Here is a 25,990-nt window from a genome sequence, read left to right on the forward strand (position 1 = left end):
GAAGGAAGATTTAAAAGTCACTGCGATGAGCATCCATTATCTGATAGAAAAGACGAACAGCCCAGTAAAGCGTATTGTCATGGACAGGAACTAATTCTCTGTCGGGCAAATTCACGAAGTACACTGCATAACTTTATCATGTACCGTTTATCGATAACCCATTTCCGTTACTTCTGGAGTCAGGGGCTCTCGGCCTTAGCTTCTTGCTGTACATTATTAAACGAAGAATCAAGACCGTCCTTCTTTATCCAGGCATTAAAAGTATGCGTGACGATATAGAGACATGCTGCTACCATGGAAACAGAATGAGTGCAATCAACGACCTGTTTTTCCGCTTAAATTTCAAACATTTTAGGATAACACTTACCATTCATGGACATATATCTTAACTCAAATTAAATAATACTAAGATGTCTGTAAAAACCTATGGCGATTCAATAAATTCTCAGTTATATCTTGAGAAAAAAAAATCCATTCCAGCCTCTTTCTGTAATTTTCTTTGAATATTTACACTTACGAGGCTATCAGACATATCTTCGATACGATTTTTACATTAACGTGAGTTGAAAAAAACAGCGCCCTATATAAGTTATAGAAAAAAAAGAGCGCTTGATTTTAATAAAAATTTACCGAAAAATTAATTCTGCCACTTTTCAATAATCACATTAACAGAGCCAGAATCACCCGCACGTTGCCAGTCTTCTAAATACAAGTCAAACCCGCCGCCCTGGGGAAAAGCATGGATAAGAGATGAAGATTGAAGCCCATCATTGTTTAAACCATAATAGCTTACAGAGGCGGTTTTATCTGCAGTTGTTGTACGATCGTAAGTTCTTAATGCGGCAGATTTTGAGTTTGTATTTCCTGCTTGTCCAGTGGCATAATCAATCCCTACCGAAGCCGAATCAATACGGAAACGATAGACTCCAGAAGCCACATTAGTTTCGTAATAAAGATTCCCACCGGGAACCGTATTATTATATCCATCTAAAGAAACAGTTTTATAGGGTTGCCAATCTGCCATAGCTGAAAAAGATGCTATTACAGAAGCAGTTAAGATAGAGGCTTTCAACGTTTTCATCATAGTTTAATTTCCTTAAGTGAGTCAACCAGCCTCTTATATATATCGGTATCTGACTCAGTTTTTAAGGGTATAAACTTTACTGATGAAATACACAACAAAACACCATTTGGGGCCTAAAATTTTAGCCTGAAGCTTTTATGCGTCATCAAACCGTCAACTCAGAATAATAAAATTCAATTATTTTACGAAATATGATGTAGACTCATTAAAATTTTATATCAGCAACTTTAAAGTGAGAATAAATTGGCTATATAACCAATTTTCGATGCTGAAAATATGCTCCAGCATCTGACATTGATCTTTTTTATATAAACCAGAATGCTGAATAAATAATTTGCAAGGAGTAATAGGTGTCCTAAATCACTTGATACAAAGGGCAAAATGAGAGCCATTACCACTCAATTTTTATCACCTCGATTCCAGACGTTCCTTACCCGCTATCTGTTTCGATAGGCCTTTTTTCTTGATAGACTCAGGTTACTTTAAGACCTGTTAACCATGGTTAAAGAAAGGTATTGTTATGAACAATTACGGGAACAGGAAAAGAAAATCAAATTACTTTTCTACGTATGGCAAGCCTTTAGACCAATCATTTAGTTAATTTTGCTCCATGCATGTCAAAGTTATATACCAAAGATGCGCTTGTCCGTCTGAATTTTCAGTAAGAAGTTCGGACCATAACCGCTTGCAGTCTCCAGCTTTTGGCTCCGTTTAGAGATATATCAAGATATATACCTCCACCATCGGAAAGTTTGTATGACTTTTCCCTGGGCTTCGCAGAGTCGATTTGGCGGGCTGTTAGCTTCATTTGGGGGCATCATTTCCATTGAACCTGTCGATGCCCCCTATCGTGCCCCCATATTGGATAAGAACGCAATAGGTGACCCTGGACCGAAATGGACCAGTTAAAAGATTTATGTTCTGATTTTTAAGGGAAAAGTAGACTTTAAGGGATGTAAACAGAAGAGAAAGTGGCGCGCCCTACAGGATTCGAACCTGTGACCTACGGCTTAGAAGTTCCTAGAATCCCTATTTAACACAGTTACTTACCGCATTATGCCGCGCTCACACGTCCCATGATGCGAAAAGACAGCAAAGGTTTAAAAAGGCCTTAAACCCTTGCTTGTCTCAAATCTGTCCCACTCAAACCGGCATCCAGTCAGCCTCATACACCGACAGGATTTCATGCGTCACCACGCCGAGCATAACCACACCTTCAAGTGACTCACCGTCAATCGTCTCTCCCTCTTCGGTGACAATTCCCGTTCTGAAGTACTTCCCAATCATCGGATAGCCATCAACCTGCCAGGCGACTTTGTTACCCGGAACCGGAGTGATGGAACTGTCTACCAGCGCGAACCCTCTCGGCGTTTCAATGCGGATGGTCGACGATGGCCGGTGAATCATCAGCCTGTTCAAATCTATGCGGCTCTCAACGAAGTCTGCCGCCGGTGAAGGAAAACCCATATCAGTACTCCCCGTAGTGGTAGAAACGCTGCCAGAGCTTGTTCTCGCCCTCTTCCGGCGACTGATCGCGAAACGTCATCACGTTCTGCGCTATCCACTCGTTGGCCTGCTTATGGCTCATCTCCCAGTTTCGCTTTGCAAGCTCCGCAACGAAGTCAGACGTGGATACCGTTACGCCGGACTTAGCGCTGCGCCGCATAGCCTCATGAAAAGAAACCTTGATGTCGCCGTTACGTGGCATAGCGATAGCTCCGATAAATACTGTATGCATAAACAGTATTATCGATCGGTGATATCGATCAAGTGAATTTACAGAAATCATCTCACCATATATTGATAACTTCGGGGATAGTTAAGCAGTGGAAATATTACCTATATTTTTATGATCAATTTATCTTAATTACGCACTATGCCTTTGCTATAGTGAATCCATTAGTAGCACCTGATTACACTGGAGATTTACATGGAAAAAGAGCTCAGGACAGCCGTTCTGCTCTACGGTTTTTTACGCACCGCAGATATAACCCATAAATCACTGATTGATAACGTTGTGAAACCAAATAATGCAGATGTTTTTTATTTTGGTCCGGACTCAACAGACAGCCCTACGAGCATTCACAAAGGCATATTGGATGGAACCGGCTTTCTGAAAATTAACCCTAAAAATGACGCACTCGAAACATCGGGCGGGATTGAGGAAAAGTTAAAATCCTATTACGGTAATTTACTGAAGCGTTATCAGCTTCATACAAAAACGTTTAACGACTTCAATGCCGAATCTTCATTTATTGACCGTAATCAGTGGCTTTTCAGCCTTAATCCAGCCCGTTTTTTCAGTATGTTCTATAACATGCAGAAGGTCGTAGAGCTGATGCAGGGTTACGAAAATGAAATGGGCTTCAGGTATGACCGCGTCGTGATAACCAGGCCAGATCTGACATTTTACGCCGCTATGGACTTGAGGAAAATCAGGGATGGGATGGTTTACATACCATCAGGAGAAGGATTCTGCCCTCATACCGGCAACAGAAATTATGGACTTTCTCAGGCACAAGCTTACCGGAACGTACAAAAAGGCACGATGGTGCCTACTGGCGTGGGCTTTAACGATCAGGTACTGGTGTTCGCGCGGGAAAGTGCGAGCCACATGGCTGATATTTATACCAGCCTTAAAGGGTATGTTACTGACAAGGTACCATTAACGCCAGAGACTTTGCTTTACTACCACCTGTGCAGGATTAATAGCCTGAAGGTTAAATACATCGATGACTGGCCCTATGAAATAGTCAGAACCGGAGATGCACCGATTGTGAACGTGATTGATTTGATGATTCTTGACGTCATTGATCGCTATCACCCTTTCGTGAAAGAAAGAGTAAAAAAGCATCCTGTTAAATATTTCTTCAAATTTGGCAGAATGAAATACCGGGCGATCAAGAGAAGGTATTTTAATTAACCGCCTTCCATGGCGATATTTTTAATTGCCTACTGGCGTTTCAAAACCACAGTCAGAGCAGTACCATACCTGAAAGGGTATTCCATCTACTGTCTCTGTCTTTTGTTCCATTACTGCCCCACAGATGGGGCAGTATTTTGGGAGAGGTGAAGATGACTGCCGCGATGAATCATTATTATCAACCATATCAAACCCCATACTTCGTTTTAAGCGCAGCCACAGCGGCGACGAAAGCAGACTTAAGACTTGTGTACTGAGTCTGTAGAGCTGCCTGTTTCGACGCCTGAGTGGCACCATCTGTCAGTGCGGCAGTGTTGTAAGCAGTGGCTAGTGACGCCACTCCATCCTGATAACTGACACTCAATGCAGAGAGTTCATTCTGATATAACTGAGAGTTGGTTTGCGTTCCTGATATCAACCTGAAGGAAGAATCCTGATAAAACTTACCGTCGCCCTGATTATAGTAATCGCCTAGGCTGTATTTAACATCATCTCCAATATTTAGCTCAACATAACCGCTTATTGAACTTCCATTGGGCTGCGTGAAACCGAAAACCGTAACAAGCCTGCCTTGTTCAGACAGTATAACGCCTATCACCCGCATTTTTATTCCTTATTATTATCAGAATGAATAACCTGTTGTGTATATGGAAGACCCTGAAATAGTTGAAGAAGATGTGATTGAGTAATATATCCTTTGAGTTTCTGCGATAATCAAATTACTGAATGAAATAAGGAGACCTGAGTTGTTTGCACCTGCTCCGTGGCTTCCGATTGAAACAGAGCGACTGGACACACTGAAGCTGTTATTTGACGCCACAGTTGTACCATTGATTATTCCATACCCTTCCATTTTCTTGGCGTTTTTGGGGATAAATCCTGAAATATCCAGCGCTGTAAGGGTCGGGACCTGAGTGGTAGACGAAAAAAACTGCAGGTCTGCTGTAGCAATGTCCCGCCCCATCTGATCGCCAACAGCCAGAACGCCAGAATATGTTCGCCACACACTGACAAGTGCGCTGGCGGTATATCCTGCAGGCATGTTTGCGCCACTATAGACATTTGTCGCTGCTGCTGACGTAGCATTAACTGCCAGCAACGCTGTAGCTTGCGTCGTGGGATTGTAAATCAAATATATTCCCACAAACCCAGGTGTAGGCACTGTGCCCGTGTCCATTCCACCGGCACCCGTAGTGCCAACGTTAATTGTGGCACTTACCCCGGAAACTCGGTACTGCTGACCGCCCTGAGATGTAGCCACAATGACTTCATCTGCAGTAAGAGTTGCAGTGGCAGATGCAGTGGTTATTGCCATGCGCAGATTGCGGGCGTCACCGGTTATGCCGGTGACAGCAGAATGAACAAAGCCGGTTGAGGCGGCCTGCGTGTTGCTAATGTTAGCTGCCGCTGTAGGCACGGTTGGGACGCCACCAGTAGACTCCATCAGCATCCATGATGACGCACTTGATGACCACATAACACGGCAAAGGCTGCCCGCCCCGATCTCTCCGGATGTCAGCGTCGCGCCAAACTGGTTCAGCACAGGAAATGCACCGAGACCGCTTAGATTGATTGTCGCCGCACCGGTATTTGCGTTTGTGGCGCGGAAGATTAATTCCATTCCATACGTTAACGTTGAAATACCGGGGTTCACACTGAGAACGTATGTGTTTGCTGTGCCACTGTCGGTTGCGATACGAAGGGTGTTTTTCTGAATGCCATCAACGATACCGGTCGAAGGTATAAATGGAGCATTAGCGTAAATCGAAATATTGGAGGCTGTTACAGTGGTTGCGCCCTGCGCTACAGTGACCACATACAGACCTGTAAATCCTGTATCTGGCGTTGGTGTGACCTGCGTTCCTGTGGTGGCAGCCACGCCCGCTTTTAAAGACAGTATACATACACCTGATCGCACGGTGTTCTGCGCTGTGCCGGAGTTATTTGGCCCACTCCACGCTACGGACGGGTTGCTGGCGTTGTAGTAAGGAAGAACTGTCGCCCCACTGTCAGTATCGTTATACGTTGCCTGGATAAGGTAGTTGATGCTGTAACCTGATGTGCCGGGAGCTGTGAGCGTAAACGCCGTCGAGTCCATCACAATACCCTGCTTCAGGACAGAGTGAGTCGTATCGGCAGCAAGAGACGAGTATGCGGTACCATCAACGTTCTGCAGGCTGTAAATCTCACCTGCGGATACATTGACTATCATGGATGCGGGGCTGGAGGGCGTGCAGGACAGCCCTCTGACGTATGTGGACGACCCCATGATAGCTGACGCCAGCTTTGCCAGGCCTATCATGGTGTATTTGTTTGTATTGAGCAGGTCTGTTTCAAGCGGGATTGCACCCGCATACACAATTTGGCGATCCATGGATGTTCTCGATAAAAACCCTGCATTCAGGGTTTGTTGATGAAAGGGGTTATTACTGCGCTGTATATGGAAGAATTCTCACCCAGATGACGGTGCCTTCCATTTTTACTGAAGCTATGGCCGCGTATATCTGGTCGTCTGTCAGGCTTGCCAGATTGGCTGCTGGAACGTACTCACCTCTGGATGCAATGCTGTAACCCGACGGGGTGCTTCTGTATCCAGCCACGTATGGAACACCCACCCCGACAGGCCTGTAGGCTGTAACAAATGCCTGATAGGGCATAAGCATTGATCCATATCCGCCCGCTACGCCATATCCTATAGTCGGCCCACCATATGCCCCGGTGTCCTGTGGCCTGGTTGGCTCAAATATGACCGGAGTGGCACCCGTCAGATCTTCAAGAACCTGAATGATGGCCTTCCTTGTCCCCCTCTCCCTGAAAAGATTTACCTTAATCAGATTAAGAAAATCACTGTCAGACTGCCCCGCCCCGCGCTTAATTCTGTCACCAAAAAAATCGTAGGCAACAAGGTCCAACCACCCGCCGGTTGCTGTTAATATCCGGCTTTGCAAGGCTGCATAGAGATAGAGTGAGTAAACCCAGGAAAGGCCTTGCGCCATTCCACTTACTAATGCGTCGAGAACTGGGTTTGAGTCGTTGAACCACCTAGCAGGCAAAAGCGTCTTTAATCGCCTGATAAAATCAGGCTGATCACCTGTAGCCATGATTCCCCCTTAACTAACAACCACTGTGCCAGCGCGAATAACCTGTTTTACGGTTGCAGCAAGGTCAGAGGATGATCCGTTGATGGTTATGTTTGTCACGTTAGTGACATATGTGCTTGCGTCATAGGCGACAGCAGAAAGTTTTGTCAGAGGCAAAGACTGCCCCAGCGTCAGCGTAGCTATGTAATTAGTAATCGCTGTATTCACCAAGGCAACAATATCGCTGTGCGTAACCGATGGGTCGGTTGTGATTGTCATTGCGATATTCGCAGTGACAACCGTGGGGCCAAAAACGTTAAAGGTAATCGTTGCACCACGCACAGCATCAATCGCCGTGTAGACTGAAGACAAAAATGCGCTGGGTGGTGCACCACTACCATCATCAACAACCGCGTAAAAATATCCGTACTGCGTTGTGCCGGCATAGTTCTGGTTTTCCACTACCTTGTATGAAACGCCCTGCTGAACACTAGCGATCGCGTATTCAATTGCCGACAACGTGGCTTTGGAAAGTGAGGCAATCCACAGACGGAAACGGGCGCGGGCTGCGTCGTCAGACTCAGCATCTGCACCGTTGGCGAAAGCGTTGGCATTGTTTACCGTATCGATTCCGGGGATGGATCCGACTACAGTGGTCACAGTACCCGCCGACGCGTTACCTGCCGCACCAGCCGTAACGGCCTGTACCGGAACAATCACCGACGCCACTCCAGCAGACACAACATAACCACCCTGGGTGGCGCTATAATTCGCGTTTCCGGTATCAAGAATGACGTTATATGTCTGCGTTCCGTCATTTGTTGCGACTTGAGAGCCAATAGAAATCAAGGCGGCATTGGTGGCCGTAAATCTTGCAAAGGTGACGGGCCCCATTGCATAGGTTGCCGGTTCTCGGGTAAAGCCAAAATCCGCAAACCATGTGTCCAGATCGCTGCCTGAACACGTAGCCGCCCGCGTGATAACCAGAAGATTCACTATAAGCTGCTGCAGCCAGAGAATGACGCCGCTGTTTGACTCCACAATCGCCCTTAGCAGGCTGCCAATCGTCAGGTCAACCAGAAGTGCAGATTTAGCCTGGATAGCCGTCACCTGGTCAGTGACCAGAGTTGTAAATGACTTGATATTGAGATTCACGGCTACCTCGTAATGTCGAAATTGAGAAACTCTGCCGTTCCGCTGACGGCGTCCGTGTATTTGACGTAGACATCCACGCCGTTATCAATCAGGTTCAGGGCTACTGTTGGTTCTGGTGATCGGGCTACGCAGTCCTCAAGCTTCATCTGCCCCAGGATAAGCGCCTTCCACTCGTTGATGTTGACGTTTTCGCCTACTTTTTTACCCAGGCCAGCACCGTACTCGGGGTGAAAGACCAGTTCGCCTGGGTTGGTTATCAGGCGGCGTAAAATCTTTTGCTTGCGGCGCTCTGTGCCTGTCACAGACAAAAGGTCACCGCTCGGCGATACGGAAAGGTCCGTGCCGACATAGTGAAAAAGGTCGTACATGCTATCGCCTTATGGGAGTTGCTGATTTGGCAGGTTAGTGTTGCTGCCCTGACCGTTTTCGTGGTGGGTGTGACCGTTGTATGTGGTTCGGATAGCCTGAACGTTACCGTGCGCACCATTCAGATCGCTGATATTTCCGATCACGATCAGGTTTTGGTCAATCAGGACGTCGCCGTCAGTAAAATGATGCTGTGGTGCGGTGTAAGTCAGTTTTAGGCTTGATGAGACAAGAACTTCCCCGGTGTTGAGAAATTTGAGCAACGAGCCGGACTGGTGAACTATCCAGAATTCACCCGATGGTGGGCCCGGGCAGCGGTCAACATTGTTGTAAAACTGATTACCGGCCATCTGAACGCCAATCTGACCTGAGTCGAAGTCAATCTGTACTTCGGCATCAATCATCGGCCCAGCCGCCAGCCCCCATCCATTGCCAGCCCACGGAGTTCCGAGCGGTATCCATCCGGTTTCTTCACCGGTTGGCTGCAGCGCTACCTTAATTGCATATTCGACCGGGTCGTAAGCGGTGATTACGCCCTGCCGGGTGCCAGAGAAGCCACCTGCAGCCATCTGGGAGCGCATGGCTATCTGATTCAACATGTGCATCATTGCGTGCTGATCTCCAGTGCAGGTGAATGGTTTTTGCCTGATATACGCATGCTGTAGCCTTCATCCCAGCTTATGCGCCGGGTGATGGAGTCACACCAGTAAAGCTGATCGAACATCGACTGAGTGCCTTCAATGCGAACAAGCGTGCGCGGCACCAGAACGTTGTCACCAAATGTCGAACAACTGAACTTGAGCTCATGCAGGACGATATCGCGGTAAACCTTTTCTGCCATGGCCTGAGCCTGTTCCGGTGACAAGCCATTGCGGATGATGCGGTAAACCTGCGTTTTCGGCGTGGACGCGCCGGGATTGGTACGCTTGGCCGTCTTAGGGTAGTAAGCGATGAACTGCTTATTCTTCCTTTTGGCGCTCCAGCTCATCACCTCAACCGTGACGCCTTTGGAAATGGTCAGGGCGCGGGAGAATCGCAGGTCTTCTGACACATTGGCCTGCGGATAACGCGTGACCGTGCCAGGCGGCATATAGCGGATGACGTAATTATCTGCTTTGCCCTGGTCGGCTTCAGGGTGAAAATAAAGCGTGTCAGCCTCAATCCACACATTGAACCCTTCCAAAGCGGCCAGTGTCGTCAGCAGGTCCCATTCCGTCTGTTCGCCGGTCAGGTGGGCGGAGTCAATCTGGTAAAACTCACCAAATCGCTGAGTGGTTGCTGTCACTTCTGCTTTCAGCCCCTGCCGCTGGGCGAGAATGGTTGCGATCTGGCTTGAGGTATAGTTTTTGAAGCTTTCGCCGGCTGTTTTGGCATCAATAAACAGGGCAGTAAAGTCCCTGCCGTTGCAGGTAATGATGAAGCGCGCCGGGTCAAAGTCCCATGTGTCGATATTACCGCGGATGAGCATCTTCGAATCCACGCCGGCCGCCGTGGTGATGTCAGCCCACAGTTCAACGGTAATCGTGGTCTGCGTGCCCCACCATGCCAGTTGCATTGACTGAGGGAGCGCCGAAACTGCCAGTTCCAGGTCAAAGGTGCTGGCCCCGCGAAACCCGTTACTGGTGACCTCGAAGGATTTGAAGTCGACCAGCGTTTTATTCAGGTAGCAGCGTCCAGAGACGTACCTTGAGCCCGGCGTTAAAATCGGGTTGTTTACGTCCATACTAACTCACTGAGGTGGAGGGCGTTGTCGGTACCACAATGGTGTTAATGCCGGTCAGTTGCGGGTCCGTCAGGTTGTTGACGGTTGCCAGGCTCTCCCAGTACCGCGCATCGCCGTAATTGTCAGCAGCCACCTGATAAAGATTTCCGCCTGACAAAGTGACACTTTTGACGCCATTTGCCGTCTGACCCGTGCGTACGTTTTTGTTAACGCGCTCAAGTACGGAGCCGAGGTTATAGAGTGCTGGCAACCTTGTCATGCCATCAGCCTGGGTAAGAAGGTTGTTTACCGTCGTCGATATCGGGTTGCCGGGTATAATGCCGCCCAGCGTGGTGATTTCGCCCAGCGAGTTTTCGAGGGATGAAATCGACGTCTGAACAATCTGCTGCGCCGCGATGATGGGCCTGACGACCGCCTGCACCTGGTCTACCGTTGCCGTGGCGTAGTCCTTAACCGTACTGACTGCAGTCTGTACCGTGCTGACCGCTGACGTCACAGCATCAACTTCGATGACGCTGGAAAGGTTGAGTGCCTGCCCGATATCGCTGTCGATAAGCGCGTTCAATGCACCGGTTAGCGAATCGGTCTGTAACGGACTGTCGTTACGCTGCACCACCGCCAGCGTGATGCTGTATGGCCTGCGATACTCAAACTCATATACCGGGTTAAACTCGGTGACCACCACGTCAAACGAATAGCCTGACAGCGTCATGGTCAGCGTTTCACCTGCGTCCCTCATCTGCTCCAGCATGGAAACGCGGGATGATGTGGTGTCACCTGTGAAAATGCCTGACCAGGTGATCGGGTCGTACTCAACGCCCAGGACGTCAACCAGACGGCGACCGCCAATCATCTGGTGCGTGACCGTCTTTTGCCGACCGGGGATGATTATTCGTTCAGGAAGCTCGAAATCCAGAAACTCAAAATCGCCGAGGATCAGCCGCGTGGCAGACAGGTTAAATCCTGACGCCACATTTCTGACCGTGGAAGAGAGCGATGTGAGTGAATCAAATAACGCCATAACTCTCTCCGTTAACGAAATGCACCGCTCGCCATGCCTGGGTGTAGCAGGCCCATCGTCGCATCAATACCGGTCGGGCTGGTTGGTGCCCGGCTGGCCTGCTTGGTCTGGTGATTGGTGACGGTTTCGGCGATCTGCTTGCCGTCGAGGTAGGTTTTTGAGGTGACCATTACCGGTCTTTGCTGACTTGGGATTTCCGGATAGACACCGGTTTTCCTGTAAGTTGCATCGGCGGCGTGGTTACGGTCAAAGTCCGCCTGGGTTGGTGTCCACGGCTTCATTTCGACGCCGGTGTTGTCTTTGGAGTTTTGCGCTCCAAGCCTTGCCCGCTCGGCGTCTTCCTGCGACTGGCTTACAGTGCTTGTTGGATACAATGCTGCGAAGGTAGTTGCGGCAATGATACCCGGCAACCCTGCTAATGCAGAACCAAGAAGCCTGATGCTGCCCGCCTGACTCCCTGTCAAAATGGTGACCGGTGATATCAAAGCACTGAATGCATGCTTCAACAGCCACGCCCCGCCTTTCATTGCCGCCAGCGCCGTTACAACTTCGAGCAACGACATAGCGGAACTGGTGAATTTAGGGTGTGCATTGCTGAATTCAGTCAGCTTTTGCAGGAAAGTGGTCAGGCTCGACAAACCCTTGGTGAAGGTGTCAAGCAGGCCGCCATCCTGAGCAAGCGCAAGCTGGAAATCCTTCCATTTAGCGTCGAAGTCAACGCGCTTGCCTTTATACGTCCCAGCGGTCTGCCTGCTGGCATCGTCTATGCCCATCTGCTTTTCAAAAGCCTTGGCAGCCAGCTCAATAACATGCATTTGCTTCTCAATCAGGTTGAACATCTTGCCGCCCTGACGACCGAAAATGACGTTATTTTGTAGCTGAATCTGCTCTTCAGACATTCCCTTGGCAGCGTATTTAGGCCTGATCACCTTCTCATAGAACTCAACCGGGTCACTTGCGAGAAGCTTGAGGTCTGTCAACTGGGAGCCTGGCCCGCCAACAATGGACTTAATGCCGCCCATGCTGTTGTGGATGATCTTGGACCTGTCCCAAACACCCATATCCTCAAGCTGCTTAACAACCTGATTAGGCAGCTTGATAGTGCCAGTCAGCCGGTTGTACGCCGTCATTAAGGCGTCACCCGCAGCGCCCCCTTTCATCTCACCAATGATAGGCTCAAGCTTGGCATAGAGAGCGGAGTCGTTGAGGTTATAGGCTGACGTACCAGCGCGCGCCATAAACTGACGCAACTGGCTGAAATCGATGTTACCACCGGATGACTGCACCGCCTTATAGGCATTGTTCATGATGGAGTTGAATTTGGCCGGACTGTTGAGGCCGCCAGCCTGCTCCACGAAGCGAAGCATGTCCATTTCTTTGGCATGCGTCATATGGTTTGCTGCAGGGTCCATAGACGCCATCGCAAACTGCATTTTTGCCATCATTGGCGCTGCAAGACGCGCACCTTTTAGCTGATCTTCGGTAGTAAGTTCGCCCGACTCACGGAACACGCCCTGAGCCTCAACAAAGAAGCGCAGCATGTCGTTTTTCGAAGCGCCCATTACTTTGGTAGCCTGAGCAAACTTATCAGCCTCTTTTACCGCGGCGTCACCCATGCCATAGGCTGAGAATCGCGCAAGTAATGTCTGATATTCGGCCCCAGCTTCAACTGCACTCTGCATGAAGTGGAAGCCGCCGTAAGCGATGGCAAGATTCTCCATGCCGTGCTCACGGGCCCCACTGCCAGCGGGGCCTCCACTTCCGGGACCTCCGCCACCAACCCCGCCAGGACCCCAGCCGCCGGGTGGCACGCCATTTTTCCAGCCTTTCCAGCTACCAGCGCTTCCACCGGGCCCAGTAAGCAATAATGCTCCACCTGGAGGAGGAAGCATTCTGCCACCACCGCTCGCTGCGGGAAGTAAGTTTGTTGCACTGGTTCTGGATGCAATACTTGATGTGGCGGCTATGCCTACAAGTCCGCCAATCATTGCGTTTGAGGCAGGTGCAGTACTGGCGATTTGTTGGGCTGCCTTGGCGGCACGCTCCATTGAATCTGCGTATGTTTTAGCGCCAAGCGCCTGAGATGTTGCCGGGCTGTTCAGGCTGCGATTGAGCTTATCAAGAGCCCTTGAAGCTGCTTCGGAGCTTTTGGTGATTGCCTGGATGCTTTTGTTGATGGCATCAAACTTGCCGCCTAGCTCTTTTGCATCCTTACCAACCTTCGCAAGGTTCTTGCTCAGTTGATCGTTGAGGGTCAGCAGGACGGCAACGCGGTAAGCCTGAGAGTCCATATACGTATCCTGTGGGAAATAAAAAACCCGGCGCAGTGGCCGGGTCTTGTTTGATTCGCATTATTTAGCTATTTACCGAGGAATCCGGTGAATATATGCCATACCTCGCCAGAACGTGGCTCAATGACGGAGGCAAAAACTTTCCCCTTTTCCGGATAGCCCGGAATGAGGTAGTCGTCGTATTTAACAAAGGTCAGAGGCCGGATTGAGTAACTCAGGCAGGAAAAATGCCTTGTGGCATCAATCATATCCACATTTCCGCCCTGCTCGTTGGTGATTGCGACGTCGCGGGTTGCTATAGCCCCATCAAGTGATCGACAAAGCATTCCGCCATCTTTGAGGGTAAGCTTCTCACCTTTGTGAAATGCTGCACTGCAAGTGAAAGAGAGCGCCATCATGGCGACGGCAATAAATGAACATCCTGTCTTTTTCATCTCAAGCACCAGTTGGGTTACGTTAGCTGAATATTACCACTCGCCCGGCGCATTTAGTAGAAAAAACAGGCAGCAAAAACTATTTCATCCTCGCAGAAATGACCTTGACGATCAGCTCTGGTGCACTGTCCATCACCTCACCTGCAGCAGGCCCAAGAAATGGCCTTGGGGGGATATGTTCAGTGCCATTCTCCTGATAAAGCGCTATATCCAACGGGCTGCCGATTATTGCCCCGTTACCATCTGATCGCATGGTGATTGAATCGCGCAGTTCGCCACTTCTCAGTAGCGGATTGTTGGCCGGGAAGCCTTTGGACACGCGCTGGTCCATAGTTGATTGCGCAAGGGGAGCCCAGGCATCGAAACCGTGACTGGATGGCTGATATTCACCAATCTTTTCCTTTGCCCGATCACGTATAGCCTCACCAAGCGCATGCGCGATACCGTTCTGTCCATTGCCGATTGATGTGGCGAGCGAGGAAAAGGCCGATGCCAGGTTATCAAGTGATACGTCTTTCATTTCCTCTCCTCATACTCGCCGGTGATCCAGTTGTACTTCTGCCCGCTGTCCAGTTCGCTGAGAGTGACCTGCATTGCAAGCTTTTCATGCTGCATCAGGTCATCAAAGCCTTTGAACAGAACCGAAAAGGGAACGCCGTTTTTCATCAGATAACATCTGTTGCGAAAATCAGCGTTCCCTGTCAGTTTTTTGCAGCCTGCTCCACGTCACTGTCAGTTTCGCCAAAACCGGCATCCTGTACCGCTTTGATCATGTACTCGCGGATTGCAGCCATCCCCTCTTTCCCGAGGTGCTTCAGACGACCATCAATCTGCGCCTGATTGGTTGGCACCGAATAATCCACATCATCAATCGACTCAACCATGGCAGCCGGGAAAGCATAGCCGCTCATGTAAGTGTGGTTTGCGGCATTGGCAGCGCCTACAGCAATGAAAATGCGTGATTCTTCCAGCGGGTCCAGTTCGCGCAAAACAATGCGACGGCCTTTGGAGTCTTTCAGGATAGTTGCTGCTTCTTCCTGTGCCGCAACATTCGCTGCGGCACCCTCTTTTACTGTGACATTAGCCATGTATTAAGCTACCTGTAGGCGGCGTTTAGCCGTGAATGCGAAGGACTGGCGAACGGTCTGATCACCCTGTTTCTTTCCGGGGTCAGTGAAGTTGAACTGTACGCCGGTATAGCGCCAGACAGTGACGGCACCGCTGCTTTCGGTGATGGTTTCAGTGATGGTGCCGGCGGCACGGTTGATGCCAGCGAAATAGTCCGATTCCCACTGAGCCCACCACGAATCAAGCGTTGCATCCTGCCGCTCGGCCTCAATGGTGCCATCCCAGTTCTTGGGGATCATGAGCGTGTCGGTTTCGCCGGTAATTTTGGTCACATCGACCTGGTTTACTTTCGGCTTTGCATCAAAAGAGATGACCACCGGAATGGTTACGACGCCATAAGCCGTGTTGATATCAACCTGCACGTCGCGACCGACTGTGTACCCGTTAAGAGGCATAGTTCTTGCTCCAATAAAAAGCCCTCACATGGAGGGCTGTTGAACTGTTAAATGGTCGCGCTGCTGGAGACGGACACGTTGACGCTTGCGCCGCCTTCCAGGTTGATCAGGAAGTAGCGAACGGTTGCCAGATACTTAACCTGCACGTCTGCAACCATATAGCCCAGCGCTACGCGTGAGCTTGGGTTATTTGTCGCATCGAGCTTAACGCTGAATGCCGGACCGCCATTCGGATCACCAATCATGCCCTCGTCTGCGAGGTTCTGCAGGAAGGACTCGATGGTAGCCTTGGTGCTCCGGCGCAGGTCGGTAGTCTGACCCTCTCCCACAACGTAACCAAACGATGCCGCCAGCGTCGCAGACAGGTAGTTTGTCATGCGGGTATAGGTGTCGTCGTTCTGCGTGGTTGATGACGCAGCATTGCGACCAGAACGCAGGCCGAAGTAATTTCCGCCGGGGCATGGGTTGGTGATGACGTCCAGGCGAGCGGTGCTGAGCGCGCCGATTTCGCTGATGCTGTAAGGCTGATTTGCCAGTTGACGTTGAGTGGCAACGATATTCGTGATCGCTTTATTCAGGGCGTTCACATTTGGCGACTGAGAAGCATATTTAGCCGCCACAAACGTTGCAGGGGCGCACATGCGGGCACTCAGGCCATTCAGTGTGTCGTTCCAGTAAGGCCAGTCGCCGACCAGAACTTTGACCTGCCAGCTGTCGACACCTGATGTGTTAAGCGTGGTAGCCAGTGTCGCGTAAGTTACGCCAGCGGCAGCCTGCACAACGCCAAACGTGCCTTCTGACATGCAGAATGTGTTGATTGTCGGCCACTGAGTGCTGTCGGTTAAATCAACCAGGTTCAGCATCTGGATGCCAGCGCCGCGCAGTGCATACATGCCGGTACGGGTAGTGCTGGTGCCGTCCGCTCCAACCAGAACAGAGTCTGTGATGGTTGTTGCGCCATCGGTACCGCCGGTCAGTTGCCACACGGTTGTGGTATCAGGAACTGCGGTTGAAGTACCAACGGTCGCCACAACAAACTGACTCGCACCACGCACGGCGGTAATGCCGTTGTTGACCGCGCTGACCAGGCTGGCCCACAGAGCCGCACCTGAACCGGTGATGTTGTCGAACACTTCCGGCGTCTGGCCGGGGAAGTAAACGGTCAACTTGTAACTGTTTACCGCCGTGCCGATCGAAATCTTCGCGGTGATGCCGTTACCTTTGGTGCCGGAATACTTAGCTGTCAGCGTCATGCCGGTTACTGGTGTCCCGGCGGTGTCTTTCAGGGCAATTGCTGCCGCAAGGTCGGTTCCGTCGGTAACGCGGACGCATTTCAGGTTGGTTGCGCCAATCTGCAGCGAGATAGCGATGGCAGTGCACAGGTCATATTTGCGAACCTGCTGAGAGCCGAAGTAAAGCGCCTGATCGGTATCAGAGCCAATGGGCACCGGGGAGTTGACCGGGCCCCATGAAGCAATACCAACCAGGCCCAGGCCATCACTTGCCACGCCGTTGATGTAGCGTGTTTTTGGTGCCTGAATGCCTACATACAAATCGGCAGCAGACAGCGCGGTAGTGTTAAGGCTACCGGTTTGATAAACGGGCATATCATTTCCCCAAATAAAAACCCGCCTCAGTGAGCGGGTCATTTGTTGACAGAGAGTGTTATCAGTCTGCTTTTGCTGCCTTGAAGACATAGCAGGCCATTTCGCCAGCTAAAATCTCCTTGATTTTGGCTGAGTCATTAATCCGATCACCAATCTGGTAATCCATGAAAGCGTGACGCACGACGAGGTCGTAACCCAGCTTATCGGGTGCGGGTGAAATCTCAGCGGGTGCGCCTGATTTCTCGTTATCTGCCATGTTGTTACTCCGGGAAAGTTTGAGTTGTATGCGTGTCGCTCACGTTCATCGTAGGAGCAACAACCTGAATTGCCTGCGCGGTCTGAAGCGAGCTGAAATCGACGCAGAAAATCATGTCGTGACGGTAAACAAGGTAAGACTGAGCGCTGTCACTGATGAGAGAGCGTTTGTACCTCAGTACCGTAGGCGAGCCGTCGGGCATGCTGAGTGATGTCAGCGCCGAAAGGCCGTTATCGACAGCAAGAGCGGCTGCAGCGCGCACATCAGGCGAGCCGGCCCACACCGTAATCTGGAAATCCTTTTCCTGGCGGCGAAGTATCCGCCCGACGGTGTCATTCGCACCAATCCTTACCTCAAACGCAGCGGTAGATGGCATTGTGATAACCGGCCCAGCATTCGACGCACCCGCAATCAGCACCGTCAAGGCAGTGGTGATCGTCGTCAGCGTGTCAGTTGGCTGCACCGCATAGGTGTAATGCTGGTCATTGCTGTGAATGTTGATATTGGTCGGAGTGGTTACTGTGCCGCCGAAGGTGATTTGCTGGCCCGATACAGTAGCGGTGATGCCAGAAGCACCTTTCGAGATGGTGCGCCATGGCCTTCCCAGCGATTCGGTGAGCTTCCTCTCAGTTGACAACGGATAAACGCTTATGTGACAGCCGCCAGCGCTTAAATCATCTTCCAGGCGCTTTGGCTGAGGCCATCCGGCGTAAATGTACGTCGTCACACCAGATACTGAAGGCTGCAATGTGCCGTTGGGGTAAATCACACCCGCGATAAGCGATACCAGCGTGTTCTGAATGCCGTAAACGTCTGCCATATCACGGCCTCACCTGTTGTGCAGTTAATCGCCAGCCTAAGTCCGTCAGTTCGGCTGAGGTCAGCTTATACCGGCCACCGAGGTCATCGGTGATGATATCTGCCGTGCGCAACGTCACCCCATTTACGTAAGGTAGCAGGACGTTAAACCACGGGTTTTTAGCATCAGCAGGCAATCCGACTTCGTTTTTCTCGCCCTTACTGCCCTGAAGCATTGAGCAAGGCCAGTTGGTCATGATCGGCACCTCACTCGCTGCAGTATCGCCACCGTAGCCGATAGCGCCGGGTCCTGTCCCCATGGATGGGCGAAGTATTGATATGGTTCGATTACAGCTCACCAGGAGAATTGGTAATGTTGTCTGCATCGCGGCAACAAAGAATGTGCCATCCTCTGGCGAAACCAGATAATCTCCTGGCAGAAATGCCCGACCGTCAAAAACGCCAAGCCATGTGGCCTGCCCGTATTTATTGGGCGCGCTGTAGGAGAAATTCGTGGTGAAAGAGGCTGGCAGAGTTTGCAGCGCTGCTGTTGCCAGAGGGTTAAAGGCACTCGTTGCACGAAATTGCTGGGCGTTGTAACCAATGCGTTTCGCCGCTTTTCCGTAGCCGATGTAAACCTTTTCTCTGAGTTTTGAAGCATCCATTTCAGCACCTGACGATTTGCGTTATGCCGTTGCCAATGCCTGGTCCGGGTGCGGCCCCAAGAAATGCACACAAACGGCGACGCCATGAATCGAACAGTTTTTCCCTGTCACGGACTTCATTGGCATTTCTTACCCAGACTGCCGCCTGCGCGGTATCCAGATTGTCAGCAGCGCCGTAAATGCCCGATTCAAGACTGGCAAGAGGCGTAAGGTAGGTATTAATCAGCACTGCCTCCTCACTGGCGCTCAGCGTTGTCAGGCGCTGGTAGAGTGACATGGTAACCATCCCGAATTGCACATACACCAGGTCCTGATTAACGTTCGCAGCCATCGTGGTGCCAAGGTTTTGATATCCCATGTACCGCCGCGTATCGGTCATCTGGGCGTCAGTGAGTGCCATATCAGCCCCTTACTTTTCCGCTTCGTCAGCTTTTTTTGTTTTCTTGGGCGCATCTTCACCAAACAGAGTATGTTCCTCGGTGAGATCGCTTTTGTTGATCACGACATAACCATGGGGGTTATCATCAGTAACTGCTGAGACAACTTTTACAGTTTCAACTATCATGTGAATTCCTCGTTTGAGGGAGGGGGTTGGTTCCCCCTCCCGGCACTGATTAACCCAGCAGCATGGCGATGTGGTTTGACTTGATGGCCTGACAGCCCCACGCCAGGCGGACGTGATAGACCAACTGCATGTACTGGCGGTAGACCGCAATATCAAACACGATGCCTGACACTGGATCTGTCACCTGCATGACGTCTTCAGCCATATCCATCGCTTTACCATCAGGGCCGATAGGCATCTGAGGCGAGCGGGTGATTAGCTGCACAGCGCTTGAACTGAACGACAGGTTTGGTGTTGCTGTTGCGCCAACAGTCACGGCGGTAGCCGATGCTGCGATAGCGTTTCGCAAACCCGGCGCAGCGATGGTCACGACACCCGGAGCAGTAATACCACCGGTCACCACATATTTGTTGGCATCGCCAGCAAACGTGATGGTGTTGCCAGGCAAAATAGTGCCTGTACCGGCAGTGAGGTTGATTTGAGTCGCCCCAGCCGCATAACCGGCAGTATCGGTGGTATAGCCAGAGCCGGTACCCTGGGCGACTGACTGGACAGCGTTTGAGTTGCGGATCATCTGCCCCTCAAGCTGACCAATAATGCCGTGACGCAGCAAATCAGACGTACCCGCCTCGTTTACTTTAAACAGAACATTCTGCTTACCGCGCAGGTTGGCAATCGCTCCCGAGCCCAGCACCAGATTCAGATCGGTCTGGGGTGCGCCGTTGTCATCGAGGATTTTACGAACCTGAGCAATGTCCGACAGGTCGCCTGCCACGCCAAACGGCGCAGTTCCCGGAGTACCATAAGCGCGTGAAGCGTTCTGATAAACCGTGCTGAACAGGTCCGCTTCAATCTGATTTGACAGGGTGCGAAATGCCTGAGTGAACTGATTAAGCAGTAACGCGCCATACATACCGGCATTATTCAGCCCACGCTGCTCCTCACCGTTCCAGCGAATCGGATAGTGCTTCGATTTGCTGATGGTCATCGTCACATTGCCGATGTTCTGATCACCTGTGTTAGGCGCAGTAACAGCCGGGGTGTTATCGCCCAGTGTCGCCTGCGGCGCAATCGGGATCATGATGGTTTCGTTCAGCGCAGCGCGTGCCGCACTTGAGTTGCGCGTTACAGCCGGAATGAAGCCGATTTGCTCACGTGAAACAACGTCAAGCGCTTCATAAATGGTCGGGATTAACCCGGTTAAGGTGTTTGCCATGAGGCACGATCTCCAGAAAAGTGAAATGAGTGAATGCTGTGCGTAGAGCCATCCAGCTCATTCGCGGTGCCCCATCCGGGGTATTTCCATAGAAGCCCACCGAAGTGGGCGATGTCTTTTACTGCGGGGGATCAGTCAACAATGCTGACTTCACCTTTTCCTGCTGCCTGAGCCAGTGACTGTTGTTCGGGCTGCGGCAATGCGTCGAACTGGGCGCGGGTAACTGTTCGTTTCCCACCAACACTCTGGCTGCCATGCGCTCCGCTGCCGGATGCACCGGAGCCTTTAAGGATGTGTTCTTTGTGCGAATAACCGTCCACGATGATTTCCAGCGCCTCATCAAAACCAGCAAGCTCACCCGGAGATGAACGGCTGTAAATTTTGTTGCCTGACTGGTCTTTGGCAACAATGCGACCATCTTCAAGAGAGAAGGCGCTGCCAAATTTGGCCTGGACCAGATCGGCAGGAATCGCAAACTTGTCGCCAATAAGCTTTGAACGGCTGAATGCCCCGCCAATTTTTTCGTTGTGCAGTTCAAGCTCAAGCCGTTCGGCTTTTTCTACGTATGGCTGGTAACGCTGCTCCAGCGCTTTTGTCGCCTCAGCCTTAACGCGCTCAATCTCACCGGCATCAACCAGTTTTTTGTCATCCAGGTTCTTGACGAGAGAAAGCGCCCTGACAGCTTCTTTGGCGTCGGTAATCCCTTCAAACTGCTTCAGCGACGCTTCGGCTGTTTCATAGCGCTCACGATTGCCTTTGGCTTCTGCATTCAGGCGACCGATAGTTGCCACGGTTCCTGCGGCGTCAAACGGCACTTCTTTGCCATCGTCGTGCACGTAAACCGGCTTGCCATCGGATACAACTACGTGACCATGTTCGTCGAGTTTGAGTTTCATGTTTGATTTCTGCCTTACTTGTGAGCCATCCGGCCCGTTACGCCGCTCTGCATCCGCAGGTTACGGCCATAAAAAAGGCCCATGCGGGTGCATGAGCCTGTGTTTTCCAGCGTGACTGTTAGCCGGTGAGTTTTGTCTGCGTTTCGCCCGGACGTGGAGGTTGTGCCGCGATGCGGGCCTGTTCGTCTGCCCAGTTCAATTCGACATCAATCAGTCCACGGCGCTGCATCTCGTTAAACAGCGTTTCGTTCGACAGAGCATTACTGACGTTCATACTGAGCAGCAGATCAGCAGAAGCCTCGGCAAGATTCGATGCGCCAAAATCACGGAAGATAGTGATTGACCCGCCGTCTGTTTCCTTGATCCACTCAGCGGCATACTGCAGCGCAAGGTTTGTGGCGTCCGTCAGGTCACCCACAATGCGCTGCAACGCGCAGGTTCCGGCTTCACTGTCGGCGACCGTCTGCGCCACCGTCTGGCGTCCAGGCTTGATAACCAGCAATTCAGCGCCAATCTGACGCATCAGGTCTTCAAGGTCGCGCAGGTCAGTACGTCCGGCTTCGATGGCTTTGCCTGTGTGCTCAACGTATTTCAGATCAGCATTATCTTCGTCGGATGTGATAGCTGAGGCTGCCCCCACGGTAATGGGGCCGTCACCCAGTTTGCGCCCGAACAGGATTGGCACTCGGGCAACGTGCAGAATCGTCTGCTGATCGCTTTTCGACTGCCAGTGCTCAACATTGAGAAATGCGAGCTGTGCCAGCGGCGGCCGCGCCTGCATAAAACCCGTTTTATCACCGTAAACCGGAACAAACGTGATTTTATTGAGGCTCGTTGTGCCTTCATCATACAGTTGCCATTCTTCCGCTACGTTGCTGCCAGACTGTTTGCGGTAGGTACGCCAGCGACCTGGGTTAAGTACCCTGACCTGCTCTATCTGCTTTTCCACAAATTCATTAGCCGGATCACGCTCGCTGACCACCTCAACAAAGCGAAGCATGGTAAATGTTTCACGACCATCGACTCTTTCAGAGTCCCAGTCGAGCAGGCTGTTGGCCGCTATCTTCACAAAATAAGGACGCAGACCGCGCTGCCGTTCCTCAGCCTGTGTTAACTGACCTTCAGTAGGTGGATGCTCCACCAGCATGCCGCAGATACCGTAAGAAAGCGTCTCTTCGCAGATGTCAGCTAAGAATGAATGCAGGTTGGTTCCCTGCAAATCGATATCAGGAAACATAGCCTGAATACGTTGCGGTACCTTTTTCTCGTCCCATGACACCGGACGGGAGAATGGTTTACCGCTTAACACCTCAACCGTGCGGGAGAATGCAGGCACCAGCGTGGCCGTAGCCAGGCGATTGCTATAAAACTTTTCATCTTCATTCGGCCACTGAGGCAGGTAGGTTTTACCTGCATTTCGCATGGCTGACGTACCGCCCAGCAGCGCGGTAATCATCGACCATTCAGCAGTAATGGCCTCGACTTTAGCGGACCGTTTGCGAACGTCATTACTCATTTTGGTTTCCGGTTAGGCTGAGAAAGGTCTGACAGTTACGCCCTTCGGCTGGAACAGTTCAGTAATGGCCCAGACCAGAGCATCAAGGCGGTCAGGCGATTTTTTGGCAGTGGCCGGCACGTACTCCATCAACTGGTTTTCCAGCGTGTAGAGGTTTCCGCGATGTGCCACGCGGCCCTGCTCATAGAGCGCTGAAATCGGTTCGGCACGGGCATATTTCCCTTTGCTGGCATGCACGCGGATAATGCGGCCGGTAAAGCCAGCATTGCGCAGGGTATCTTCCGCCATGTCGCCACCCTGGTTTGTTTCGATGACGATCGCCTCGGCCCGGTGTTCTGTGTAGGCCCATATGGCTTTTTTGGCCCAACCGTTTGGCGAGAATTTCGCCGAATAATCGGCATCCACAGAAAACAGCCGGTCATTACCCCTGCCGTAGGAACTAGCAACGACAATGCCCGTTTCGTCGCTGTCCTCGTTATTAACCGCCTGGGGGTCCACTGCAACAACAGTGCGAGTAGCTTCAATCGCAATTTGCAGCGCATGTGCGCTGGCGATCATCGCCTCATTCCACAGCGCGCCTTCGGCGTTAAACCGGCGCGGCTTCTGCATGTATTGTGCTTCAGCCGTGCGTCTATGTGAAAACAGCGCAACGCGATGCGATTCGTTATGCTTGAAGGGCCAGAGCCAGCCATCAGACAGGCCATGTTCAATCGGTATGGCATGCGTGTTTTCGGGATAAAGCGCGCTGTAGGCCTGGCTGTTATCGATAATTACGGGCAGATTCAGGTGGTGCCACATTTCACCGCTGCCGCCCCGCAGCAGATATCCGCTTAAGTCCTGATAATGGATGCGCTGCATAATCACGATCATCGGCGTTGTTTCAATCGCCAGTCGTGACTTAATGGTTTCGTTAAAACGGTTGTTAACGCCGTCACGGACAGTTTCGCTGTAGGCGTCGTCAGGTTTGACCGGGTCATCAATAATCAGCGCGCCCTGCCAGCCTGGCTCCATATGCCCGGCACGGAAGCCAGTGACCTGACCAGCAGCAGATGAAGCGTAGACACCCCCGCCGTACTCGTTCCACCACATTGCCTTACTGTCTGCATCGTCACGCAACTCCATCGGCCACATGCTCTGATAAGCCTTCGACTTAATCATGCCGCGCGCAGTAGAGGAGTTGAGAAGCGCAAGGTTGTGCGAGTAGGAAAGATGCATGAAGCGGGCACGGCTATTCAGTGCCAGCCCACGCCCCATCATGTTTATGGTAGCCAGTTCTGTTTTGGTATAGCCAGGAGGAACATTGATAATCAGCCGGTTAATGTCGCCAGCAATAACGCGATCAAGCGTTCTCTGAATAGCTTTATGATGGGGCGCGACAATCATCTTGCCGCCAGTGCGTTGCTTGAAGAAATAACGGGCGTAATACAGACCATCTTCTTCACACTCTAACCGGCGCGCATAATTCTTCTGCTCAGCAGTCGTCATCCTCCAGCATCTCCCGCCGCGCAGCTTTATATTCGTCTTTGGTCAGCGTAGCCGACTCAATTGGTCCGCCATCTTTACCTGTGTGCTCAACTTTTTGCTTATTAGTGTAAGCATCACCGCACTCCTTGGCAGCCTGCTCAATAAGAGTGGCCGCAAGAGCCATATTCTTTATGCTCTCCGCCTTAGTCATCATCCGGTCAAGTGTGCGCAGCCGGTATGCCTTGTTTGCGATTGGAATATCGGAAATCTCTGTCTGGAATCGCGCGCGGGTGCTATCAAACAAGTTGATCCACTTCTGGCTCAACTTTGCAGCCATGGCATTACCGGGGCTGTACTGAGAAACCTGTTGGCGTGAAACCTGGACGTTAAACTCAGCCTTTACAAGCTCAATGACTTTTGAGGGAGGTTCAAAGCAGGCCAAAGACTGAACGATGAAGGCTTTAACCTCTGTCGATAATGCTGCCACAGGCTACCTCCATGACAATCTGAATAAATGCTTATGCCAGTTTAATCATGCATGTTCCGCACGATCTGGCGATGTTAATCTTCGACACTTCAGCGGGCTTGCTGGCAGCATCAACTAATTCCTGTACCTCAACGCTCGGGCCATAGCGACGAACCACCCCGGTAAACTCTTCCACGTCGTGTCCACGCATGCACAGCTTGGGCAATCCCGAATCACGGTAGAATTTAGGTGCTCCAAACTCATCTGTCGCCTGGGCGATGTGATAAAGCTCATGCTCAACCAGCGCGCAGAACTCCAGATCGCTACAATTCATGCAGAAATCAGCAGCCAGGGTAATGATGAAATCAGGCTTGCGGCCAAACCATTCATACAGTTGTTGTTCCATGCGGGCTTTTTGCCAGCCGCCCGCACGCATCATCACTTCTTCGGCCTGCCCAAGCACGGTGCGCCCTTTTTTAGTAAAGGCAGTAGCGGCCCACAAAAATGCTATATCAGCCTCAGCAAGATGTGCATGATCGGAATTATGCAACCGGCCATCACTGCTGATGATTTGCTCCTGCACCCAATACAAGATCTCATCAGCAGGAATGAGAGAGATGTAAGGCTTAAATTCCTCTACCAGTTCCTGTGGTGGCATAGGTCGGTCGCTCATATCAGTTCCTGACAAAAGTCACTTTGGTAGTAATAAGGCGGCGAATCAGCCTGGCAGCTTCGCGCACAAACAGACCATCGTTCTGGACTGGCAGGCATACGGGCATAATTTTTTTTAATCTAAACCATTACTTACCCACCATTTATTTTCTTAAAGAAATTAGCCTTAAGTTTGATTAAAGCTAATTCCTGCGTCTGATACCAAGATTAAAAAAGCACCCTATATAATCCACTGAAGATATAGAGTGCTTACTTTCAAAAATATTCTA

30 protein-coding genes and 1 pseudogene are annotated in these 25,990 nt (G+C 51.1%); 1 reads left to right on the forward strand and 30 read right to left on the reverse strand.

From position 1 onward, the window contains the following. Window positions 1-637: 637 nt before the first annotated feature. The 4 genes and pseudogenes from C1N58_RS12310 to C1N58_RS12325 all read right to left on the reverse strand — a co-directional run bounded on the left by C1N58_RS12310 (window position 638) and on the right by C1N58_RS12325 (window position 2,792). Window positions 638-1,084, reverse strand: coding sequence for a hypothetical protein (locus C1N58_RS12310; RefSeq protein WP_394549826.1), 447 nt, complete (start codon window positions 1,082-1,084; stop codon window positions 638-640). Window positions 1,085-1,769: 685 nt separating this feature from the next. Then, a pseudogene (locus C1N58_RS12315) lies at window positions 1,770-1,892 on the reverse strand (Arm DNA-binding domain-containing protein); the annotation flags it as partial. 335 nt (window positions 1,893-2,227) lie between these two features. Next, window positions 2,228-2,551 (reverse strand): S24/S26 family peptidase, encoded by a 324-nt coding sequence (locus C1N58_RS12320; protein ID WP_394551505.1) that lies wholly within the window; start codon window positions 2,549-2,551, stop codon window positions 2,228-2,230. Window position 2,552: 1 nt separating this feature from the next. Then, window positions 2,553-2,792, reverse strand: a complete 240-nt coding sequence (locus C1N58_RS12325; protein ID WP_394551503.1) for a DNA polymerase V — start codon at window positions 2,790-2,792, stop codon at window positions 2,553-2,555. Between the two features lie 222 nt (window positions 2,793-3,014). On the opposite strand from C1N58_RS12325, the gene C1N58_RS12330 reads away from it, so the two are divergent. Continuing rightward, window positions 3,015-4,007: a hypothetical protein gene (locus C1N58_RS12330; protein WP_394551501.1), complete on the forward strand. Its 993-nt coding sequence runs from the start codon at window positions 3,015-3,017 to the stop codon at window positions 4,005-4,007. A gap of 187 nt (window positions 4,008-4,194) precedes the next feature. On the opposite strand, the gene C1N58_RS12335 is transcribed toward C1N58_RS12330, so the two are convergent. The 26 genes from C1N58_RS12335 to C1N58_RS12460 all read right to left on the reverse strand — a co-directional run bounded on the left by C1N58_RS12335 (window position 4,195) and on the right by C1N58_RS12460 (window position 25,722). Continuing rightward, complete coding sequence (locus C1N58_RS12335; RefSeq protein ID WP_394551499.1) at window positions 4,195-4,611, reverse strand: hypothetical protein; 417 nt, start codon at window positions 4,609-4,611, stop codon at window positions 4,195-4,197. Between the two features lie 18 nt (window positions 4,612-4,629). Then, a complete protein-coding gene (locus C1N58_RS12340) occupies window positions 4,630-6,381 on the reverse strand; it encodes a phage tail protein (protein WP_394551497.1) in 1,752 nt (583 codons plus the stop codon). A 52-nt stretch (window positions 6,382-6,433) separates the two neighbouring features. Further along, window positions 6,434-7,108 carry a hypothetical protein gene (locus tag C1N58_RS12345; RefSeq protein ID WP_394551495.1) on the reverse strand — a complete coding sequence of 225 codons (675 nt, stop codon included), beginning with the start codon at window positions 7,106-7,108 and terminating at the stop codon, window positions 6,434-6,436. A 9-nt stretch (window positions 7,109-7,117) separates the two neighbouring features. Further along, the gene (locus C1N58_RS12350) at window positions 7,118-8,242 is read right to left on the reverse strand and encodes a baseplate J/gp47 family protein (RefSeq protein ID WP_394551493.1); all 1,125 of its coding nucleotides are present in this window, start codon (window positions 8,240-8,242) and stop codon (window positions 7,118-7,120) included. A gap of 2 nt (window positions 8,243-8,244) precedes the next feature. Beyond that, window positions 8,245-8,610, reverse strand: a complete 366-nt coding sequence (locus C1N58_RS12355) for a phage tail protein (RefSeq protein ID WP_394551491.1) — start codon at window positions 8,608-8,610, stop codon at window positions 8,245-8,247. Window positions 8,611-8,619: 9 nt separating this feature from the next. Further along, window positions 8,620-9,216: a phage baseplate assembly protein V gene (locus C1N58_RS12360; protein ID WP_394551489.1), complete on the reverse strand. Its 597-nt coding sequence runs from the start codon at window positions 9,214-9,216 to the stop codon at window positions 8,620-8,622. After that, the gene (locus C1N58_RS12365) at window positions 9,213-10,331 is read right to left on the reverse strand and encodes a phage late control D family protein (RefSeq protein ID WP_394551487.1); all 1,119 of its coding nucleotides are present in this window, start codon (window positions 10,329-10,331) and stop codon (window positions 9,213-9,215) included. The genes C1N58_RS12360 and C1N58_RS12365 overlap by 4 nt, the downstream gene beginning before the upstream one ends. A gap of 1 nt (window position 10,332) precedes the next feature. After that, the gene (locus C1N58_RS12370) at window positions 10,333-11,352 is read right to left on the reverse strand and encodes a hypothetical protein (protein ID WP_394551484.1); all 1,020 of its coding nucleotides are present in this window, start codon (window positions 11,350-11,352) and stop codon (window positions 10,333-10,335) included. Between the two features lie 11 nt (window positions 11,353-11,363). After that, complete coding sequence (locus C1N58_RS12375; RefSeq protein WP_394551482.1) at window positions 11,364-13,643, reverse strand: hypothetical protein; 2,280 nt, start codon at window positions 13,641-13,643, stop codon at window positions 11,364-11,366. A 68-nt stretch (window positions 13,644-13,711) separates the two neighbouring features. Further along, on the reverse strand, window positions 13,712-14,077 hold the full coding sequence (locus C1N58_RS12380; protein WP_394551480.1) for a hypothetical protein: 366 nt from the start codon (window positions 14,075-14,077) through the stop codon (window positions 13,712-13,714). A gap of 79 nt (window positions 14,078-14,156) precedes the next feature. Further along, a complete protein-coding gene (locus C1N58_RS12385) occupies window positions 14,157-14,597 on the reverse strand; it encodes an HK97-gp10 family putative phage morphogenesis protein (RefSeq protein WP_394564216.1) in 441 nt (146 codons plus the stop codon). Then, a complete protein-coding gene (locus C1N58_RS12390) occupies window positions 14,594-14,743 on the reverse strand; it encodes a hypothetical protein (RefSeq protein WP_394551476.1) in 150 nt (49 codons plus the stop codon). The genes C1N58_RS12385 and C1N58_RS12390 overlap by 4 nt, the downstream gene beginning before the upstream one ends. A gap of 35 nt (window positions 14,744-14,778) precedes the next feature. Then, window positions 14,779-15,165 (reverse strand): hypothetical protein, encoded by a 387-nt coding sequence (locus tag C1N58_RS12395; protein WP_394551474.1) that lies wholly within the window; start codon window positions 15,163-15,165, stop codon window positions 14,779-14,781. Between the two features lie 3 nt (window positions 15,166-15,168). Next, window positions 15,169-15,600 carry a hypothetical protein gene (locus C1N58_RS12400; RefSeq protein ID WP_394551472.1) on the reverse strand — a complete coding sequence of 144 codons (432 nt, stop codon included), beginning with the start codon at window positions 15,598-15,600 and terminating at the stop codon, window positions 15,169-15,171. Window positions 15,601-15,647: 47 nt separating this feature from the next. Further along, the gene (locus C1N58_RS12405) at window positions 15,648-17,207 is read right to left on the reverse strand and encodes a phage tail protein (protein WP_394551470.1); all 1,560 of its coding nucleotides are present in this window, start codon (window positions 17,205-17,207) and stop codon (window positions 15,648-15,650) included. A gap of 61 nt (window positions 17,208-17,268) precedes the next feature. Further along, window positions 17,269-17,463 (reverse strand): hypothetical protein, encoded by a 195-nt coding sequence (locus C1N58_RS12410; protein WP_394551468.1) that lies wholly within the window; start codon window positions 17,461-17,463, stop codon window positions 17,269-17,271. A 4-nt stretch (window positions 17,464-17,467) separates the two neighbouring features. After that, window positions 17,468-18,283, reverse strand: a complete 816-nt coding sequence (locus C1N58_RS12415) for a hypothetical protein (protein WP_394551466.1) — start codon at window positions 18,281-18,283, stop codon at window positions 17,468-17,470. A gap of 1 nt (window position 18,284) precedes the next feature. Continuing rightward, entirely contained in the window at window positions 18,285-18,926 is a 642-nt protein-coding gene (locus C1N58_RS12420; protein ID WP_394551464.1) for a hypothetical protein, read from the reverse strand. Between the two features lies 1 nt (window position 18,927). After that, window positions 18,928-19,326 (reverse strand): hypothetical protein, encoded by a 399-nt coding sequence (locus C1N58_RS12425; RefSeq protein WP_394551462.1) that lies wholly within the window; start codon window positions 19,324-19,326, stop codon window positions 18,928-18,930. A 9-nt stretch (window positions 19,327-19,335) separates the two neighbouring features. Further along, window positions 19,336-19,491 carry a hypothetical protein gene (locus C1N58_RS12430; RefSeq protein ID WP_394551459.1) on the reverse strand — a complete coding sequence of 52 codons (156 nt, stop codon included), beginning with the start codon at window positions 19,489-19,491 and terminating at the stop codon, window positions 19,336-19,338. Between the two features lie 49 nt (window positions 19,492-19,540). After that, on the reverse strand, window positions 19,541-20,707 hold the full coding sequence (locus C1N58_RS12435) for a P22 phage major capsid protein family protein (RefSeq protein WP_394551457.1): 1,167 nt from the start codon (window positions 20,705-20,707) through the stop codon (window positions 19,541-19,543). A gap of 131 nt (window positions 20,708-20,838) precedes the next feature. Beyond that, complete coding sequence (locus tag C1N58_RS12440; protein WP_394564217.1) at window positions 20,839-21,603, reverse strand: DUF6651 domain-containing protein; 765 nt, start codon at window positions 21,601-21,603, stop codon at window positions 20,839-20,841. A gap of 118 nt (window positions 21,604-21,721) precedes the next feature. Next, a complete protein-coding gene (locus C1N58_RS12445) occupies window positions 21,722-23,119 on the reverse strand; it encodes a DUF4055 domain-containing protein (protein ID WP_394551455.1) in 1,398 nt (465 codons plus the stop codon). A gap of 12 nt (window positions 23,120-23,131) precedes the next feature. Further along, a complete protein-coding gene (locus tag C1N58_RS12450; protein ID WP_394551453.1) occupies window positions 23,132-24,604 on the reverse strand; it encodes a phage terminase large subunit family protein in 1,473 nt (490 codons plus the stop codon). Beyond that, window positions 24,591-25,070: a DUF2280 domain-containing protein gene (locus C1N58_RS12455; protein ID WP_394551451.1), complete on the reverse strand. Its 480-nt coding sequence runs from the start codon at window positions 25,068-25,070 to the stop codon at window positions 24,591-24,593. Before C1N58_RS12455 ends, C1N58_RS12450 begins: the two co-directional genes overlap by 14 nt. A 31-nt stretch (window positions 25,071-25,101) precedes the next feature. Next, complete coding sequence (locus tag C1N58_RS12460; protein WP_394551449.1) at window positions 25,102-25,722, reverse strand: putative metallopeptidase; 621 nt, start codon at window positions 25,720-25,722, stop codon at window positions 25,102-25,104. Between the last annotated feature and the right edge of the window lie 268 nt (window positions 25,723-25,990).

It is taken from the genome of Pantoea sp. SGAir0180, from assembly GCF_043546245.1.